Genomic DNA, 15,727 nt, shown 5'->3' on the forward strand with positions numbered 1-15,727 from the left:
CGGGATGGACGTACCGCTGGTGTACCAGTTGTCTCGCCAGAGGCATGGCTGGGTAGCTACGTACGGAAGGGATAAGCGCTGAAAGCATCTAAGCGTGAAGCCCCCCTCAAGATGAGATTTCCCAATTAGTAAGACCCCTTGAAGACGACGAGGTAGATAGGTTCGGGGTGGAAGCACAGCAATGTGTGGAGCTGACGAATACTAATCGGTCGAGGGCTTATCCTAAGCAATATGATTCGAAGCAGTTGAAACTTTCGCGTTCAGTTTTCAAGGTGCAATATCTTGAACTGCATATCCTTTATAAGGGATTATATTTTGCTTATGCATCACTTAAGCAAAAATGCAGTATACAGATTTATTTTCCCTGATAGCTCAGTTGGTAGAGCACTCGGCTGTTAACCGAGTTGTCACAGGTTCGAGTCCTGTTCGGGGAGCCATGGAGAGATGTCCGAGTTTGGTCGAAGGAGCACGATTGGAAATCGTGTAGGCGCCAAAAGCGTCTCGAGGGTTCGAATCCCTCTCTCTCCGCCAGTTGCGGCCCGTTGGTCAAGGGGTTAAGACACCTCCCTTTCACGGAGGTAACAGGGGTTCGAATCCCCTACGGGTCACCACTTACATCATTCAACTGGAATAAATTGAGGGTTGAAATGATTCAGTAATATCTGGTATTATATAATAGTCATCGTAAAATGGACGCTTAGCTCAGCTGGGAGAGCATCTGCCTTACAAGCAGAGGGTCGGCGGTTCGATCCCGTCAGCGTCCACCATTATCGCGGGGTGGAGCAGTTCGGTAGCTCGTCGGGCTCATAACCCGAAGGTCGTAGGTTCAAATCCTGCCCCCGCAACCAAATATGGAGCTGTGGTGTAGAGGCCTAACATGCCTGCCTGTCACGCAGGAGAACGCGGGTTCGAATCCCGTCAGCTCCGCCATTTTGGCTCGGTAGCTCAGTCGGTAGAGCAGAGGACTGAAAATCCTCGTGTCGGCGGTTCGATTCCGTCCCGAGCCACCATACAAGGCTTTGAGCCGGTGTAGCTCAGTTGGTAGAGCGGCTGACTTGTAATCAGTAGGTCGAGGGTTCGACTCCTTTCGCCGGCACTGATATTGTGGAGGATTAGCGAAGTGGCCAAACGCAGCAGACTGTAAATCTGTTCCCGGAAGGGTTCGGTGGTTCGAATCCATCATCCTCCACCACTTATATAGGGGCATAGTTTAAAGGTAGAACAGCGGTCTCCAAAACCGTTAGTGTGGGTTCAATTCCTGCTGCCCCTGCCAAGAGAATATTGTGAATATGGCGGTCGTGGCGAAGTGGTTAACGCATCGGATTGTGGCTCCGACATTCGGGGGTTCGATTCCCCTCGATCGCCCCATATTACCACAATGGGGATTAGCCAAGCGGTAAGGCAACGGACTTTGACTCCGTCATCCATAGGTTCGAATCCTATATCCCCAGCCATTTGCGGACATAGCTCAGTGGTAGAGTATCGCCTTGCCAAGGCGAGGGTCGCGGGTTCGAATCCCGTTGTCCGCTCCAGATGGCGCCATAGCCAAGTGGTAAGGCAAAGCTCTGCAAAAGCTTTATTCCCCAGTTCGAATCTGGGTGGCGCCTCCAATTTGCAATATGTGCCCTTAGCTCAGCTGGATAGAGCGTTTGACTACGAATCAAAAGGCCAGGAGTTCGAATCTCTTAGGGCACGCCATTATAAGTTCAATAACTTCATATGCCAGTGTAACGAGATGGCAGACGCGCGATATTCAAAATCGCTTTCGTCAGTCGAGAGTAAGAGTCATAAAAGCCTTGCAGTGACATAGTTTTTGAAGCATTGAATGAATCTTTTCATCTTGAGTTCTCTCTTGCTGTTCTGTATCTTTTAGAAAAGTGAAAAGAACAGTTGGGATGAATATAAATTTGCCGATGTGGTGGAATTGGCAGACACGCCGCACTCAAAATGCGGTGCCGAGAGGCTTGCCGGTTCGAGTCCGGCCATCGGTATTCCAAAAGGGTTATAAAATTGCTTGGATAAGCAATTTTATAACCCTTTTTCCTTTTTTAGAAGCACTTTATATCTTCGGGCAACTGCTTCATTAGCAGAAGATATTTAAGCGCTATATCCGGACGAGTATAGATATTGGCGCTGTTGAAAAATGACTATGACCCAGCCGCGACGGGCAGTATCTTCATATCGGGAAGAGCAATTCTACGGAGGAGCCGCGCAGCAATAATACAGAATTGCGGCGTCGCTGATTGGCTATTATAACAAAGTCATAATGAAAAAGCCTTGCGGGCGCATCTGCAATCAGGTGCTGCCCACAAGGCTTTGTTCATAAATAGTTAGATATCCATAATGGCTTGCTTATGTTAGGCTTCCGGTGTATCCGCTGCCTTAATTACAGGCGGTTTCTCTGCTGTTACTGCAACGTTAGATGCAACTGCGGCTGGAGTTGGCTTATCTTCGCCGGCTCCTTTTGTCAGCCGCTTAATCATGTGTTCGACATCGAGTCCAGAGACATCCTTTAGCATTTGCGGTGCGGTTGCCATCAACTGTGTGACATAATTGCTCACGCGTGCGGCCCCTTCGCCGTTACCCGTATCAACGACCGTCAGCTTGTCGATGGATTTAATCGGTTCAGCCACCTTACCTGCGAGTTCAGGCAGCATCTTCACGACTATGTCGAGTACCGCAGCTTCGCCGAACTTCTCGAATGCTTCTGCGAGCTTCTGCTTCGCTTCCGCTTCCGCCAGACCGCGCAGCCGAATGACTTCCGCTTCCGCGGTACCGCGCGCACGTTCTGCATCCGCTTCCGCGAGCCCTGCAAGCCGCTTCTGTTCTGCTTGCGCCTTCGCTTCCGCTTCGATGCGGTATTGCAGCGCATCTGCTTCAAGCACTTTGCGTGACTTCTCCGCTTCTGCCGCTTGAACGACCGAATAACGATCGGCGTCTGCTTTCTTCTTCACTTCAGCATCATACTGCTTCTCGCGCCGCAAAATTTCTTTACCTTCGAGGTCAATTTCCCGTTCCTTGCGTACGAGCTCGACGCGCATTTGCTCTTCCACGACGCTTTGTTTGGAGCGCGCTTCCTGAATGAAGTAGGCCTGGTCGGCTTCAGCGCGCGCCATATCTTGGTCTTTCTTGAACGCTGCAACCTTCAATTCCTTCTCCTTCGACGCCTCGGCGACGTTCGTGTCGCGAACCAGTTCTGCCTTCATTCCGTCTTCTTCCGCCTTCGCTTTCTGAATGCGGGAGTCCCGGACAGCTTGCGCCTCTGCGATATCGGCGTCACGCTTGACAGCGGCAATACGCGGCTTCCCCAGCGCATCCAAGTATCCGTGCTTGTCACGCACGTCTTTAATGGTGAACGATACGATCTGCAAGCCCATCTTCTTCAAGTCTCTGGCAGCAACCGACTGCACTTCCTGAGCGAAACGATCGCGGTTGCGGTATACTTCCTCGACCGTCATCGAGCCGAGGATAGCACGCAGATGGCCTTCCAGCACTTCCTGCGCTTCACTCTTTAACGCTTCCGATGGTTTACCCAAGAATTGTTCTGCAGCCGTTGCGATGTCTTCCACAGTACCGCCAATCTTGATGATGGCGACTGCGTCGGTCATGACGGGAACCCCTTGCTCGGTGTACACCTCTGGTGTCATGACGTCTAGCTTATGCGAAAGCAAGGACAGAAAACGCGACTGTTGGAAAATAGGCAATATAAATGCGCCTCCGCCGCGGACAATCTTCAACCTGCGCCCAGAATCATCGGCGCTTACATTTTTCGAGCCAAGATAGGAACCAGTGACAATCATAGCTTCATCTGGTCGGACCGTCTTATAACGGGCCCAGAAGGCGAGTCCGAGTAGAACGATGACTCCGACGACAATGACCGGAACCAATAATACATCATTAAAATCCATGGCATACAGCTCCCTTTAATATATAAATTTGTGGAAACACCAATGTTAGCGGCTTGGACGGAGCAAATCCTCAGTGAGAGGAGAAACATACAGTGTATCTTCCTTCACTTCAATGACGACAATGGTCGTTCCAGACGGGATGTCCTCCTTATCGAACGAAGCTGCAATCTGATTCGTTACGCCCGCCCCGATGCGAACGGTCACTTCACCGAAGCCCGCAGCTGGAATCGGCACATTCACTTCGCCTACCTTCCCGGTAAGGTCTTGGATAGAGAAGCCAACTGAATTCTCCCCTTGCTCCATCGGCCGTATATAGAAGAAATACATCATGACGGAGACGAGAATGGCGCCAGCAATGGCGATGAGCATGATGCTGGCCGACTGGAAGGCTGTATAGCGGGTAAGGAGTATTCCGATAGCACCAAGGGTCGTTAAACCGCTCACTAGAGCGGTAGGTTGCAGGAAGGAGAGGTGTCCATCGCCCACAAAGGCGTCAAAAGCGTGGCTTAACACTTCCCCGAAGATAAAGGTAATGATGGCATATAAGGCGCCGAATACGAGCAAGCCCCAATATATAGCTTCCATAGTATCTCTCCTTCGCAGTAGGTGCGTGTGGTGAGGATCAGTCGTTTGGATCCTTATGGAAATATATACGTACGTTACCACGCAGTAGTTTCACCCCCGCACATATTTTGTCTAGCATCGATTCGAACTGAGGTCGATCCCGGCCCCCGACTTCAGTCTAGGTATAAAAACCGCCCCCAGCCTGTTTTGAATAAATGCGATTCCACCTAAAATAGAGACATAAGCAAGACACAACGAAAGGTGGTGACGAACCGAATGCAAATGAACAAAGGAAATACCTTCGCTTTTATACTTATTGCACTGGGTGGCTTCATCCTTCTCAGCAAGTTCGGGCTTCACTTAGGTAGCTGGTTCGGCTATCTGCTTCCGATACTTCTGATTGGACTAGGTTACTATGGTGTGAAGGCAGGAAATTCAACCTTCGGATGGATTTTCATCATTATCGGATCGATTAGCTTAATCGGCAAGTTATCTTGGCTCATCGGTATTATCGTTGCCGTAGCAATGGTAGGATTCGGGGTATCGATGTTGTCCAGTAAGCGTAATAGACATCCTTATTAATCAAAAACGATGCAGGAAAAATGACGAATCAAGGAGGGGAAGAGCGGCATGAGCAACATTTTTAAAAGGGTTCGCGACATCACACTCGCTACGCTCAATGAGCGCTTGGATAAAGTGGAAGACCCAGTGCGCTTAATCGACCAATTTCTAATGCGCACACGGCATGATATTGCGGAAGCAGACCGTCTCTATCAACAATATGTGATGCACGCCAATCAAATGAGACATCAATTGAATCAAGCGCAGGAAATGCGTGACCGCAGAGAACAGCAAGCGATGCTGGCATTGAAGGCAGGTGAGGAATTCGCCGCAAAGATTGCTCTGCAAGAGAAGCTGATGCACGATGAGAAAGCAGTGCAGTACGCTGATTTATATGATAAGAGCAAGCAAGCGATTCTCGACCTGGAAGAGCAATTGAACCTGCTCAAGAGCGAATATCAAACGGTGTATGACAAACGCCAGTATTATTTCGCCCGTATGCAAAATATTCGACTGCAGCAGCAGATGAACCAACGCTTCGGACAATATGGCGGCGGGCAAGTCGATGGCATGTTCCGGCGTCTGGAAGACCGCGTCTCCGATATGGAATGGGAAACAGAGAGTGTTCAACAGGTTCGTCGGATGAGCGGACAGGCGGGTGGCGGTGGTTTAGGACAAGAATTGGCGCTGCAGCGTGAGATGGAACGATTAAGACAGAAATTAGACTCGACAAAGGAGTGACATGAGTCATGAACAGAAAATTGTATCGTTCGGTTCGTGACCGGAAGCTGTGCGGCCTCATCGGCGGCCTGGGCGAATGGCTCGGCTTCGATGTAACTCTGCTGCGTATCCTGTTTGTGATTGGCTGTTTCTTTTCCGGCTTCACGTTACTGTTCGTATATTTCATCGTAGCACTCGTAGTGCCAAAAGAACCTTATACTCCGTATGGTCCGCAAGGATACGGCTCGGGTCCGTACAATAACCAAAATGGCTACAATGGCGGCTATACGGCGAATGACCAAGGATATTACAACAACAACAACACTCGTCAAGGCGGGTCGTACGACAATTATGGTGGTTACAATTCCTCCAGCTACGGAAACATGAAGCAAAAAGATAATTCCTCCATTGATTCCATGATGGAAGATATCGAAAGAAAAGCAATGATGAAAGAACTACAAGAATTGCGCAATAGAGTCGCAAAGTATGAGAAAGGGGATAAGTAAAATGGGAGTATTCAAACGAATTAAAGATATGACGAAAGCGTCGGTTCATGAGGTATTGGACAAAGTAGAAGACCCGGTAGTTATGTTAAATCAATATTTGCGCGACATGGAGCAGGAAATTCATGAGGCGGAAGTGACGGTAGCGAAGCAAATGGCGAATGAGCGCCGCATTAAACACCGCTTCGATGAAGCGATTCGGATGTCTGCCGACCGTGAAGCACAGGCAGAGCGCGCGCTGACTTCAGGACAAGAGGAATTGGCACGCAAATGCCTGGAAGAGAAATTGTACTATGATCAAAAAGTGGCGGAATACAGTGATTTGCATACACAAGCCAAATCACAAGCAGACGAATTGATGCAGCAATTGCATTCCATGAAGGATGAATTCTACAAGCTGCGCAATAAGCGCAATGAATTGGCAGCCCGTGCACAAATGGCGAAGGCTCGCAAGCAAATGGCTACCATCACAAGCGTGCACGCGATTGAATCGGGCACTGCTTCCCGCGGCTTCCACCGCATGGAAGAGAAGATTATGCAATTGGAGGCGGAAGCTGAAGTGATGCGCGCTCCTTACGGCGGCTATTCTACACCGGCTTCGTACCAACAACCAGTTGATGTGGAGAAGCAAGTTAAAGTCGACGAGCAATTGGCTGCGTTGAAACAAAAATTAGGCCAAAACGAATAACCCCTTGGGGTAGGTCTCAGGTTATGATATGCTAACAAGGGAGCTCTGCGGCGATGCATTTGCATCGCCGTTAGTGGCTTCCACGATTCTTTGCGACAGGAGGTGCGGCATGAAGACAAACAACCGTTTACTTGCATATGTGCTCATTGTTGTTGGATTGCTTATTTTAATAGGCAAGTGGCTTAGTTTCGGAACGTTTGTCGCCCTCGTTATGCTCTACCTTGGCGTCCGTAAAGTTCGTGCTGCGGAATTGCGTGTCGGTTATATTTTGCTTGGTGTTGGGGGAGCGCTGCTGTTGTTGGAGCACTTGATGCTCTTTTTGGGAATTATCCTCATATCGTTAGGTATTTTCTATTCCCGGACTCGGCAGGATGAGAAGCAGGAGCGGGTCGAGAAACGGCAAAATCTGTCCGCGAGCTTGAAATGGGATCGGGAGCCTTATATTTTGCACAGCCAAAGCATGTGGCATGTCATTGGAGAGTGCGATATCGACTTATCGCTCGCCATATTGGAAGAGCCGGAGACGAAGCTGTTGTTCCAAGGCGTGATGGGAGATATGGACATTACGATTCCTGACGATGTCGGCGTAGAAATTGAAGCTACCGTCTTATGCGGACAGATCGATGTCGGCCGGGATAAAGAGACGGGATTGTTTAATAAATGGACTTGGCGTTCTCCTAATTATGATTGGGCGGATCAACGAGTGAAACTATACATCTCTTATATCGTAGGAGATATAGACATCAAATTGCACGTGTAGATGGTGTTCAAAAAACTTTTGATCACTTACGAAAACTTGTACTTCTCGGTGCTGAAAAGTGACCTTTTTGAACACGTATTTATAGCGAATGGAAAAAAGAAAGGAGATGCAATAGCCGGCGATGGAACCGAAGAAAAATGCGAACATGGTTATGCGTTTAGTGGGCGAAACGCTTCTCCTTTCATGTATTTTATTTTTTATCATCGTATATTTATTACAGTCCTACGGCTACGTAAAACCGTTTGAGACGTGGCTTGACGGCGTGAAGGCGACGTTGTCAGCCTTAATCGTAGTTGCCATCATTGCGACGAGCTACGGCTTCTTTCAAGGATATCGATTGAAACGCCGCATTGAGCTGCTGCGCGAATCGATGCTGCTCTTGGAGAAGGGGAACTTATCCCGGCCGATGCCCGACTTGGGTGAAGATGAAATCGGTCAATTGGCCGATCAATTGGGGCGGGTCAGCAAGCGTTGGGAAGAACAGGTCACATCCCTGCAAAGGTTGTCGACGAACAACGCTCAACTGGCCGAGCAAGCCCGAATTTCGGCTATTATTGAAGAGCGGCAACGCTTGGCGCGGGAGCTGCATGATGCGGTAAGTCAGCAGCTGTTCGCCATTTCGATGACGGCAACGGCCGTAAGACGCACGCTGGATAAAGATTTCGACCGCGCCGAACGGCAGGTGGAGCTTATCGAAGAGATGGCTTCGGTTGCTCAATCCGAGATGCGGGCTCTGCTGCTGCATTTGCGGCCCGTTCACTTGGAAGGCAAAGGATTGGCTCAAGGGATTGCGGAATTGATTCGAGAGCTGCAAAGTAAGATTCCGATTGAAATCCTATGTGAAATGGATGAGCACATCGAGCTTGTTAAAGGCGTAGAAAATCATTTATTCCGGATTGTGCAGGAGGCGCTATCGAATACGCTGCGGCATTCTAAGGCAACCCGCATGGAGATTAAGCTGCAGAACCGTGACGATTTCGTGCGTCTGTTCATTCGGGACAACGGCGTAGGCTTTGACTGGAGCGATAAAAAGCAAGCGAGCTACGGACTTCGAATGATGCAGGAGCGTATTAATGAGGTGGGAGGTTCCATTCAATTCATTACTGCTCCGGATAAAGGTACCCGTATCGAGATACGCGTACCTGTTGTCAAAGAGGAAAGTGGCTTGAGGGAGGAAGAGGGTAGCGATGGAAATGGAAGCATCCATGATGGAGACACCCATTAAAGTATTGCTGGTAGATGATCACGAAATGGTTCGTATCGGTCTGGCAGCCGTGCTGAGCACCGAGGACGGCATAGAAGTCGTAGGGGAAGCAAGCAACGGCGAGGACGGCATTCGCCTTGCACAGGAATACAAGCCGGATGTCGTGCTGATGGACCTGGTAATGGACGGGATGGACGGCATCGAAACGACGCGTAAACTGCTGCAACTATATCCGGATTGCAAAGTCATCGTGCTTACCAGTTATTTGGATGATGAGAAGATGTATCCCGTCATAGAAGCGGGCGCGTTCAGCTACTTGCTTAAGACATCGCGCGCTTCCGAGATCGCAGAAGCGATACGGGCCGCTGCCAGAGGACAATCTGTTCTAGAATCTCAAGTAGCATCCAAGATGATGAACCGGTTCCGCCAACCGAAACAGTCACTGGCGGCGCATGAGCAGCTGACAGAACGCGAGATGGACGTTCTTCGCTTGCTCGCACAGGGGAAGTCGAATCAGGATATTGCGGACGATCTCTTTATTGGAATCAAGACCGTGAAGTTCCATGTCACGAATATATTAGCGAAGCTCGGAGTAGAAGACCGCACACAGGCGGCGATTTACGCCTATAAGAATGGTTTGGCTGAATGAAAAGAACCCGACACTTTCTGAGGAAAGCGGTCGGGTTCTTTGTTCATGAACAGGAAAGGATAAGATAGATGCGCCTTAAAGCTTGCCCTGTACGCCTTGCAGACATGAGGTATCCACGTAGTACAATGGACGTCCACACCGCTTCTGCTTGGTTACAGGGATGCAAAGCAGGATTATTTAGATAAAAAGCAGAAGCAATAATGTTACCACAGCTAGATCTAAATCAACGCGGGGACCGTAATTATACGGGGCGTATGGATAAGGATAATACGTACCATATGGAACGACGGCGTTGGTGTGTGCCTTCGGGGCTGTTTTTTCGGATCTTGCTGCACTTGGTGTATTTTGTCTCGAACCTTTTTTCTTTCTCTTAGCGGGAGCGAGCGATTGTTGCTTGGCGGCAGAAGTCGCATCGGCGTTCAGCACAAGCTTACCCCTTCGGCATGAGCTCAGCCGTCCGATATAACGCTGCCCGTCTTGCGTCTCGACATAAACCGTACGACCGCAATGATGTTGGATGGTTCGTTCATCCAATGGAACAGGAACCATGTTAATATGCCTCCTTCTTCCTTCCGGGACGTTTATGACAACAGTCTATTCCATAGAGGATAATCTTGTATGGTTATTCACCTAGGAGAGAAGCGCCTATTTTACCAATAAGGAATGTTTAAGTTATGTGAAGCGATAAAGTGCAACCAAAACATATCTTATGGTGATATAACCTAGATCTGAACGCGGTCGCTTATCTTTGGAAGGCTCGATAGAGGTTTTCTCAAGAAGTTCACGCACTTTTAAAGATTTCGATTCACAATTACTGTAAAGGCAAGGTGATCGAATGTCGAAAGTGGTCCGCCGCACGGGGGCGGCAGTTATCGGATTAGTAGTGCTTGCGCTCTGCGGCGCTTGGGTGACGGTGTGGAACAGCGGGGAATGGCGCTCCGCCTCTTTACAAGAGAAGGAGTCTGTTGACATGATGAAGCGGGTTCAGATGCTGTGGGTGCTAGCCGAGTTAAGTGGCGAGCGACAATTCAACACAATCGTCACAATTCATGGCAGCTTTATCGCGGAGGGAGAACCGTATGACGAAGTAATTCGCTGGCGGGAAGCAGGAGGAGTTAGAGAATCTTTGGCACCGGTGCAGGAGCGGGGCAGGGAAGTGTATCGCGGCCGCTACGCGACATCTTCGTATTATGGTGACATGCTGTTGTTCCAAGAAGCGGACGGGCGGATATACTATACCGTTAAGATTCAAGGCCCTGCCAAAGGCGGGATGTCCGCATCCGCACAAGAGGGAGAACGGCTTATTAACGCGCTATCCGACAACAATTTCAAGCCGGATTGGAACGCAACGGTACGGACGGTCACCGCCGCTTCCCTTCAGCAAAGCTTTGACAGGGCAGAGAAAGCGCTGCGGGAATGGGGACAAGCGGAGCCGCTTGACCGATATGAGGATGAGCGAACCATTAGTGTGTCCTATGACACCGACTATATGGGACAAGGCGTAAAGATGAAGCAGGGCCACGCTAACTTGCAGCTTGCCGTACATGAGAACCGTGAGAAAGGGGAGACCCGTATTTCGTTCGGTACGCCGCTTATTGCTGGAGAATATTAGAGATTTGTCTCCTCAATGACTTTTCTACTTGACGAGAAGGAAGGCATAGCATCTATGCTTTAAGTATGCTAAAATGGCATCACATTCGAAATGTGATATATTTAGATCTATAAACGAGTGTAAGGATGATGGAGAGAGATGACTGTGATGCAGAATCAAGAATCCCAATTGGCTGAGGGCGCCGTCTATTACATATTCGGTGCAACCGGCGACCTGGCGCGCCGCAAATTGTTCCCGGCAATATACAGTTTATATCGCGAAGGCAAACTAGGTGAACGCTTCGCTGTCATTGGACTGGCTCGCCGCGAACGCACGAACGATCAATTTCGTGAAGATGTGCGCGCATCAATTGATGAATTTTGTCGTTACCCGATTCAGAACGAGGAAGAGTGGAGTGGCTTTGCCAAGCATTTTGAGTACAAACCGCTCGACATCAACAATGTGGAAGGCTTCCGCGAACTGCTGGTCCAAACGGAACATATCGAACGGGAATATAATATTCCGGGTAACCGCTTGTTCTATTTGGCTCTCGCACCTGAACTCTTCGGCAGCGTGTCCCATAACTTGCGCGAGGGCGGGATGCTTAACAGCACTGGGTGGCATCGTCTTGTCATCGAGAAGCCATTTGGTTATGATCTGCCGTCGGCGCAGAAGCTGAACGAAGAAATTCGCCAAGTGTTCAAAGAGGAAGAAATATATCGCATTGACCACTATCTCGGCAAAGAGATGGTTCAGAACATTGAAATGATTCGCTTCGCGAATGCTTTCTTTGAACCATTGTGGAACAATAAGCATATTGCGAACATTCAAATCTCCTTGTCTGAAACGGTGGGAGTAGAAGAGCGCGGCGGCTATTATGATCATGCAGGCGCGCTGAGAGACATGGCGCAGAATCATATGCTGCAAATGCTGACGATGATTGCGATGGAGCCGCCTAGCCGACTTCATCCAGAAGATATTCGCGATGAGAAGGTGAAGGTGCTTCGCTCGCTTCGTCAATATCATACGGGAGAAGAAGTGCGGCGCAATGTCGTCCGCGGGCAATATTCCGCAGGGTCCTTGAACAGCAAGGCGCTGCCAGGATACCGCGAAGAGGACAAGGTTAATCCGGCGTCCGTTACGGAGACGTATTTTGCCGCACGCGTATATGTGGATAACTTCCGCTGGGCTGGTGTACCGTTCTACATTCGTACAGGCAAGCGGCTACCAGTGAAGACGACCGAAGTCGTCGTGGAATTTAAAAATATGCCGACCAATGTGTATCTCGGACAGAAGCACACGCTCGAGCCGAACTTGCTCGTCATTCGTGTTAATCCGATGGAAGGCATCTACATTAAGATTAACGGTAAGAAGCCTGGTGCTGAAGGCGGCGTTCAACCGCTCGCCATGGATTTCTGTCAAAGCTGCATGATCGGCATTAACACGCCAGAGGCGTATGAGCGTTTGATCTTTGATGCGGCACGAGGGGATTCCACCTATTTCACGCGTTGGGACGAAGTGGCTTCGGCATGGACTTTCGTTGATCGCATCGCTAACGCATGGAAGGAAGACAATAACGATTTGTTCTTGTATCCGGCTGGATCTTGGGGACCGACGCAAGCAGACGAGATGTTGGCGGAGGACGGATTCCATTGGTGGCCGGTTAACGGGCAAGAGGAAAGCCAAGTGGTGTGGACGAAATAACAACAATTGGAACTGAGCCCGCCCGGGCTTGTAGTATTGATTGATGTTGGTGGACAGGCTGTGCTCTTCGGAAAGAGCGCAGCCTTTTTGCTGCTATATATCGGTTTCTTCGTGCTTTCCCTCGTTAAAATGTTTAATTCCTATAAATTAACTCGGAAAAAAAGATTGCTATCTGAAAAAAGATCGTTATACTAATATCATACTCTAGTTTACAAATTTCAGGGGGAATCGACATGAAACGCAAGAACATCTGGATTACAGGTCTGTTATCTCTTCTCGTTCTCTTCATGAGCGCCTGCGGTAACAGCTCGACTCCTGCACAGGATCCTAATTCGACATCGTCGACAACGGCAGAGGGGACAGGCCAGCCGAAGGACGGCGGCAATATTATCATCGCCGTGCATGAGGATCCCCGCGTATTGAATCCATTATACTCGAATGACCGGGTAACGTTAACGATTAACCAATCGTTGTTCGCACCGTTATATACAATTGAAGATGGAGGCGAGAAGAAATTCGTGCTCGCAGAAAGCCTGACTCCATCGGAAGATTTTCTGACGTATACGCTGAAGCTGCGCGAAGGGCTGACATGGCATGATGGCCAGTCGTTGACGGCTGACGACATCGTGTACACGATGAACAGCATCTTGGATGAGAAGCAGAACAGCTCTCAGCGAGGCTCCTTCGTATTCAACGGCAAGCCGTTGACCGTGAAGAAGGTGGACGATCGCACCGTTGAATTCGTGCTTCCGCAGTCATCGGCATCCTTTGAAGCGATGCTGGCAACGTTAAAGCCGATTCCGGAGCATGTATTTGAAGGGGAGACGGACTTAGAGAAGAGCGGTAAGAACAGCAATCCGATCGGTTCGGGACCGTTCAAATTCAAAGAATACCGTCCAGGTGAATATGTGACACTCGAGCGATTCGACAATTATTTTGGCGGTAAAGCTCATTTGGATTCCGTCACATATCGGATTGCTAAAGATCCGAATGCGGCCAACCTGGCGCTGCAAAATGGTGAGCTGAATATGCGCAAAATTGACCCTGCGGATCATAACAAGCTGAATGGAACTGGAAAATTCAATATGGTTATTTATCCGGAAGGCCGTCTGAACTACATGGTATATAATTTTAATATCGATGCGCTGAAAAAGAAAGAAGTCCGTCAGGCGATTGGCTATGCACTCGACAAAAATGAATTGATTGCGACCGCATACGGATCATCTGAATTTGCCGAGCCGGGAACATCGATTTTCACACCGGATACGCAATATCAATCGGCAGACCACGAACAGTACAATTACAATGCGGACAAAGCGAAAGAACTGCTTAAGGCAGCGGGCGCCGAGAACTTGAAGCTTCGCCTCGCCTATGCGAACTCGAACAAAATCCAAGAGGCTCAAGCTCTTGTTATTCAGCAGAAGCTGAAAGAAGTGAGCATCGAGGTGGAATTGATGCCGCTGGATTCTACGGCATACAGCAATATGTCATTGGATCCAAATAACACGAAGTTCGACCTGTCGTTCAATGGTTACATTATGGGTGTCGAGCCAGATGCTTATAAATCGCTGTACTTGAGCGATGCGGCCTACAATTACTCACATTATAAAAATGCAGATCTCGACAAGCTGTGGGATCAAGCTGCAGTTGAAATGGATACGGCAAAACGCGCTGAGCTGTACAAGCAAATCCAGCAAACCATAGCCGATGATATGGTTGTCTATCCGATTGCGTTCGACAAGGCGATTATCGCAGTGGATAAGCGCTACGGCGGACTGGACGAAGCTCGTCCGAAGCCGGTCTTCATGTTCGAAGATTTGTCCAAGCTCTATTTGAATTAATACGGCCTATAAGGTACTGAACTATACAACAAGAAAAAGAGCGCCGGTGATGTCACCGGCGCTTGTTCGGAGGGAACCCCTTTGCAGAAATACATCTTGCGACGAGTCCTGCAGGCGATTCCGCTTCTGTGGTTCATCTCTATCGTATCGTTCGCGCTCATTAAGCTTGCACCGGGTGATCCGGTGCTTTCGTTCGTCACGCCAGACATGGACGCGGAAGCCGTAGAGAGAGTTCGCCAAAGCTTGGGACTGAACCAGCCGATCTACATTCAGTATTGGATTTGGCTCAAAAATGTATTTATGGGTAACTTGGGCTACTCTGTATCCAATCATCGGCCGGTGCTGACGCTCATCGTGGAGCGCCTACCGGCTACTATTGGATTAATGGGGTCAGCCCTCTTATTGTCGCTCATTATTTCCATCCCGCTCAGCATGTATGCAGCGTCGAGACAAAATCGTCCGGCAGACCGCGTATTAGGCTTGATTTCCTATATCGGAATTTCCATTCCTAGCTTCTGGTTCGGCATCATGCTCATCTATTTATTTGCGGTAAAGCTGAATTGGCTGCCGAGTATGGGGATGCGGACGATCGGCGTTGACTCGATATGGGATATAATGAAGCACGGCATCTTGCCGTGTACGGTGCTCGCCTTTATGAATGTGTCGGTCTATATGCGTTACATCCGATCACACACGATTAGTCAACTTGAAGAAGACTATGTCCAGATCCAGTACGCTTATGGCGCGACCCAGGGCACCGTGCTGCGTCGTCACGTGCTGAAGAACGTGTTGCTGCCGATCATTACGATATTGGGAATGTCTTTTCCTGAACTTATCGCAGGGGCGTTCATTACGGAGTCGGTATTTTCGTGGCCAGGTATGGGATTGCTCGGCATTAATTCGGTGTTCTCTCTCGATTATCCCGTCATCATGGGGATCACCATGATATCGTCAGTGATGCTTGTCATAGGGAATTTGGTGGCAGACGTACTGTACGGCGTGGTTGATCCACGAATAAAGACGATGGGGTGATG

14 protein-coding genes, 16 tRNA genes and 1 rRNA gene are annotated in these 15,727 nt (G+C 49.3%); 28 read left to right on the forward strand and 3 right to left on the reverse strand.

What is annotated here, in order from left to right:
* The 17 genes from M3650_RS09505 to M3650_RS09585 form a co-directional block, all read left to right on the forward strand.
* Positions 1-225, forward strand: a 23S ribosomal RNA gene (locus tag M3650_RS09505); the annotation flags it as partial.
* Positions 226-361: 136 nt separating this feature from the next.
* Positions 362-437, forward strand: a tRNA-Asn gene (locus M3650_RS09510).
* A 1-nt stretch (position 438) separates the two neighbouring features.
* Positions 439-531, forward strand: a tRNA-Ser gene (locus tag M3650_RS09515).
* A 5-nt stretch (positions 532-536) separates the two neighbouring features.
* A tRNA-Glu gene (locus M3650_RS09520) sits at positions 537-611 on the forward strand.
* Between the two features lie 80 nt (positions 612-691).
* Positions 692-767, forward strand: a tRNA-Val gene (locus M3650_RS09525).
* Between the two features lie 4 nt (positions 768-771).
* Positions 772-848: transfer RNA gene (locus tag M3650_RS09530), tRNA-Met, on the forward strand.
* Positions 849-853: 5 nt separating this feature from the next.
* A tRNA-Asp gene (locus M3650_RS09535) sits at positions 854-930 on the forward strand.
* 4 nt (positions 931-934) lie between these two features.
* Positions 935-1,010, forward strand: a tRNA-Phe gene (locus M3650_RS09540).
* 13 nt (positions 1,011-1,023) lie between these two features.
* Positions 1,024-1,096: transfer RNA gene (locus M3650_RS09545), tRNA-Thr, on the forward strand.
* A 10-nt stretch (positions 1,097-1,106) separates the two neighbouring features.
* Positions 1,107-1,192 (forward strand) — tRNA-Tyr (locus M3650_RS09550).
* 7 nt (positions 1,193-1,199) lie between these two features.
* Positions 1,200-1,273: transfer RNA gene (locus M3650_RS09555), tRNA-Trp, on the forward strand.
* Positions 1,274-1,292: 19 nt separating this feature from the next.
* Positions 1,293-1,368, forward strand: a tRNA-His gene (locus tag M3650_RS09560).
* A gap of 11 nt (positions 1,369-1,379) precedes the next feature.
* A tRNA-Gln gene (locus M3650_RS09565) sits at positions 1,380-1,454 on the forward strand.
* A gap of 3 nt (positions 1,455-1,457) precedes the next feature.
* Positions 1,458-1,532 (forward strand) — tRNA-Gly (locus M3650_RS09570).
* Between the two features lie 3 nt (positions 1,533-1,535).
* Positions 1,536-1,610, forward strand: a tRNA-Cys gene (locus tag M3650_RS09575).
* Between the two features lie 11 nt (positions 1,611-1,621).
* Positions 1,622-1,698 (forward strand) — tRNA-Arg (locus tag M3650_RS09580).
* 211 nt (positions 1,699-1,909) lie between these two features.
* Positions 1,910-1,991, forward strand: a tRNA-Leu gene (locus tag M3650_RS09585).
* Positions 1,992-2,357: 366 nt separating this feature from the next.
* Here M3650_RS09585 and M3650_RS09590 read toward each other — a convergent pair.
* A complete protein-coding gene (locus M3650_RS09590; protein ID WP_251574205.1) occupies positions 2,358-3,908 on the reverse strand; it encodes a flotillin lipid rafts scaffold protein FloT in 1,551 nt (516 codons plus the stop codon).
* A 45-nt stretch (positions 3,909-3,953) separates the two neighbouring features.
* The gene (locus tag M3650_RS09595) at positions 3,954-4,493 is read right to left on the reverse strand and encodes an NfeD family membrane protein (protein WP_251574208.1); all 540 of its coding nucleotides are present in this window, start codon (positions 4,491-4,493) and stop codon (positions 3,954-3,956) included.
* A 261-nt stretch (positions 4,494-4,754) separates the two neighbouring features.
* Between M3650_RS09595 and M3650_RS09600 the strand changes: the two genes are divergently transcribed.
* The 7 genes from M3650_RS09600 to M3650_RS09630 all read left to right on the forward strand — a co-directional run bounded on the left by M3650_RS09600 (position 4,755) and on the right by M3650_RS09630 (position 9,557).
* Positions 4,755-5,054: a LiaF transmembrane domain-containing protein gene (locus M3650_RS09600; protein WP_483311737.1), complete on the forward strand. Its 300-nt coding sequence runs from the start codon at positions 4,755-4,757 to the stop codon at positions 5,052-5,054.
* A gap of 48 nt (positions 5,055-5,102) precedes the next feature.
* The gene (locus M3650_RS09605; protein WP_251574212.1) at positions 5,103-5,774 is read left to right on the forward strand and encodes a PspA/IM30 family protein; all 672 of its coding nucleotides are present in this window, start codon (positions 5,103-5,105) and stop codon (positions 5,772-5,774) included.
* An 8-nt stretch (positions 5,775-5,782) separates the two neighbouring features.
* Positions 5,783-6,259, forward strand: coding sequence for a PspC domain-containing protein (locus M3650_RS09610; protein WP_233698007.1), 477 nt, complete (start codon positions 5,783-5,785; stop codon positions 6,257-6,259).
* Position 6,260: 1 nt separating this feature from the next.
* The gene (locus M3650_RS09615; RefSeq protein ID WP_251574220.1) at positions 6,261-6,944 is read left to right on the forward strand and encodes a PspA/IM30 family protein; all 684 of its coding nucleotides are present in this window, start codon (positions 6,261-6,263) and stop codon (positions 6,942-6,944) included.
* A 109-nt stretch (positions 6,945-7,053) separates the two neighbouring features.
* Positions 7,054-7,704 (forward strand): cell wall-active antibiotics response protein LiaF, encoded by a 651-nt coding sequence (gene liaF / locus M3650_RS09620; protein WP_019423846.1) that lies wholly within the window; start codon positions 7,054-7,056, stop codon positions 7,702-7,704.
* Positions 7,705-7,825: 121 nt separating this feature from the next.
* Positions 7,826-8,929, forward strand: a complete 1,104-nt coding sequence (locus tag M3650_RS09625; RefSeq protein WP_019423845.1) for a HAMP domain-containing sensor histidine kinase — start codon at positions 7,826-7,828, stop codon at positions 8,927-8,929.
* Positions 8,913-9,557 carry a response regulator gene (locus tag M3650_RS09630; RefSeq protein WP_036705333.1) on the forward strand — a complete coding sequence of 215 codons (645 nt, stop codon included), beginning with the start codon at positions 8,913-8,915 and terminating at the stop codon, positions 9,555-9,557. The genes M3650_RS09625 and M3650_RS09630 overlap by 17 nt, the downstream gene beginning before the upstream one ends.
* A 177-nt stretch (positions 9,558-9,734) precedes the next feature.
* Here M3650_RS09630 and M3650_RS09635 read toward each other — a convergent pair whose 3' ends face one another.
* On the reverse strand, positions 9,735-10,106 hold the full coding sequence (locus tag M3650_RS09635; RefSeq protein ID WP_251574222.1) for a hypothetical protein: 372 nt from the start codon (positions 10,104-10,106) through the stop codon (positions 9,735-9,737).
* A 286-nt stretch (positions 10,107-10,392) separates the two neighbouring features.
* On the opposite strand from M3650_RS09635, the gene M3650_RS09640 reads away from it, so the two are divergent.
* The 4 genes from M3650_RS09640 (at position 10,393) to M3650_RS09655 (ending at position 15,725) form a co-directional block, all read left to right on the forward strand.
* Positions 10,393-11,169 (forward strand): YwmB family TATA-box binding protein, encoded by a 777-nt coding sequence (locus tag M3650_RS09640; protein WP_251574224.1) that lies wholly within the window; start codon positions 10,393-10,395, stop codon positions 11,167-11,169.
* 138 nt (positions 11,170-11,307) lie between these two features.
* Positions 11,308-12,852, forward strand: coding sequence for a glucose-6-phosphate dehydrogenase (gene zwf / locus M3650_RS09645; RefSeq protein ID WP_251574227.1), 1,545 nt, complete (start codon positions 11,308-11,310; stop codon positions 12,850-12,852).
* A gap of 233 nt (positions 12,853-13,085) precedes the next feature.
* Complete coding sequence (locus tag M3650_RS09650; protein WP_019423840.1) at positions 13,086-14,693, forward strand: ABC transporter substrate-binding protein; 1,608 nt, start codon at positions 13,086-13,088, stop codon at positions 14,691-14,693.
* A gap of 81 nt (positions 14,694-14,774) precedes the next feature.
* Complete coding sequence (locus tag M3650_RS09655; protein WP_251574229.1) at positions 14,775-15,725, forward strand: ABC transporter permease; 951 nt, start codon at positions 14,775-14,777, stop codon at positions 15,723-15,725.
* Positions 15,726-15,727 lie beyond the last annotated feature (2 nt).

It is taken from the genome of Paenibacillus sp. MER TA 81-3 (assembly GCF_023713585.1).
GTDB classification, from domain to species: domain Bacteria; phylum Bacillota; class Bacilli; order Paenibacillales; family Paenibacillaceae; genus Paenibacillus_B; species Paenibacillus_B profundus.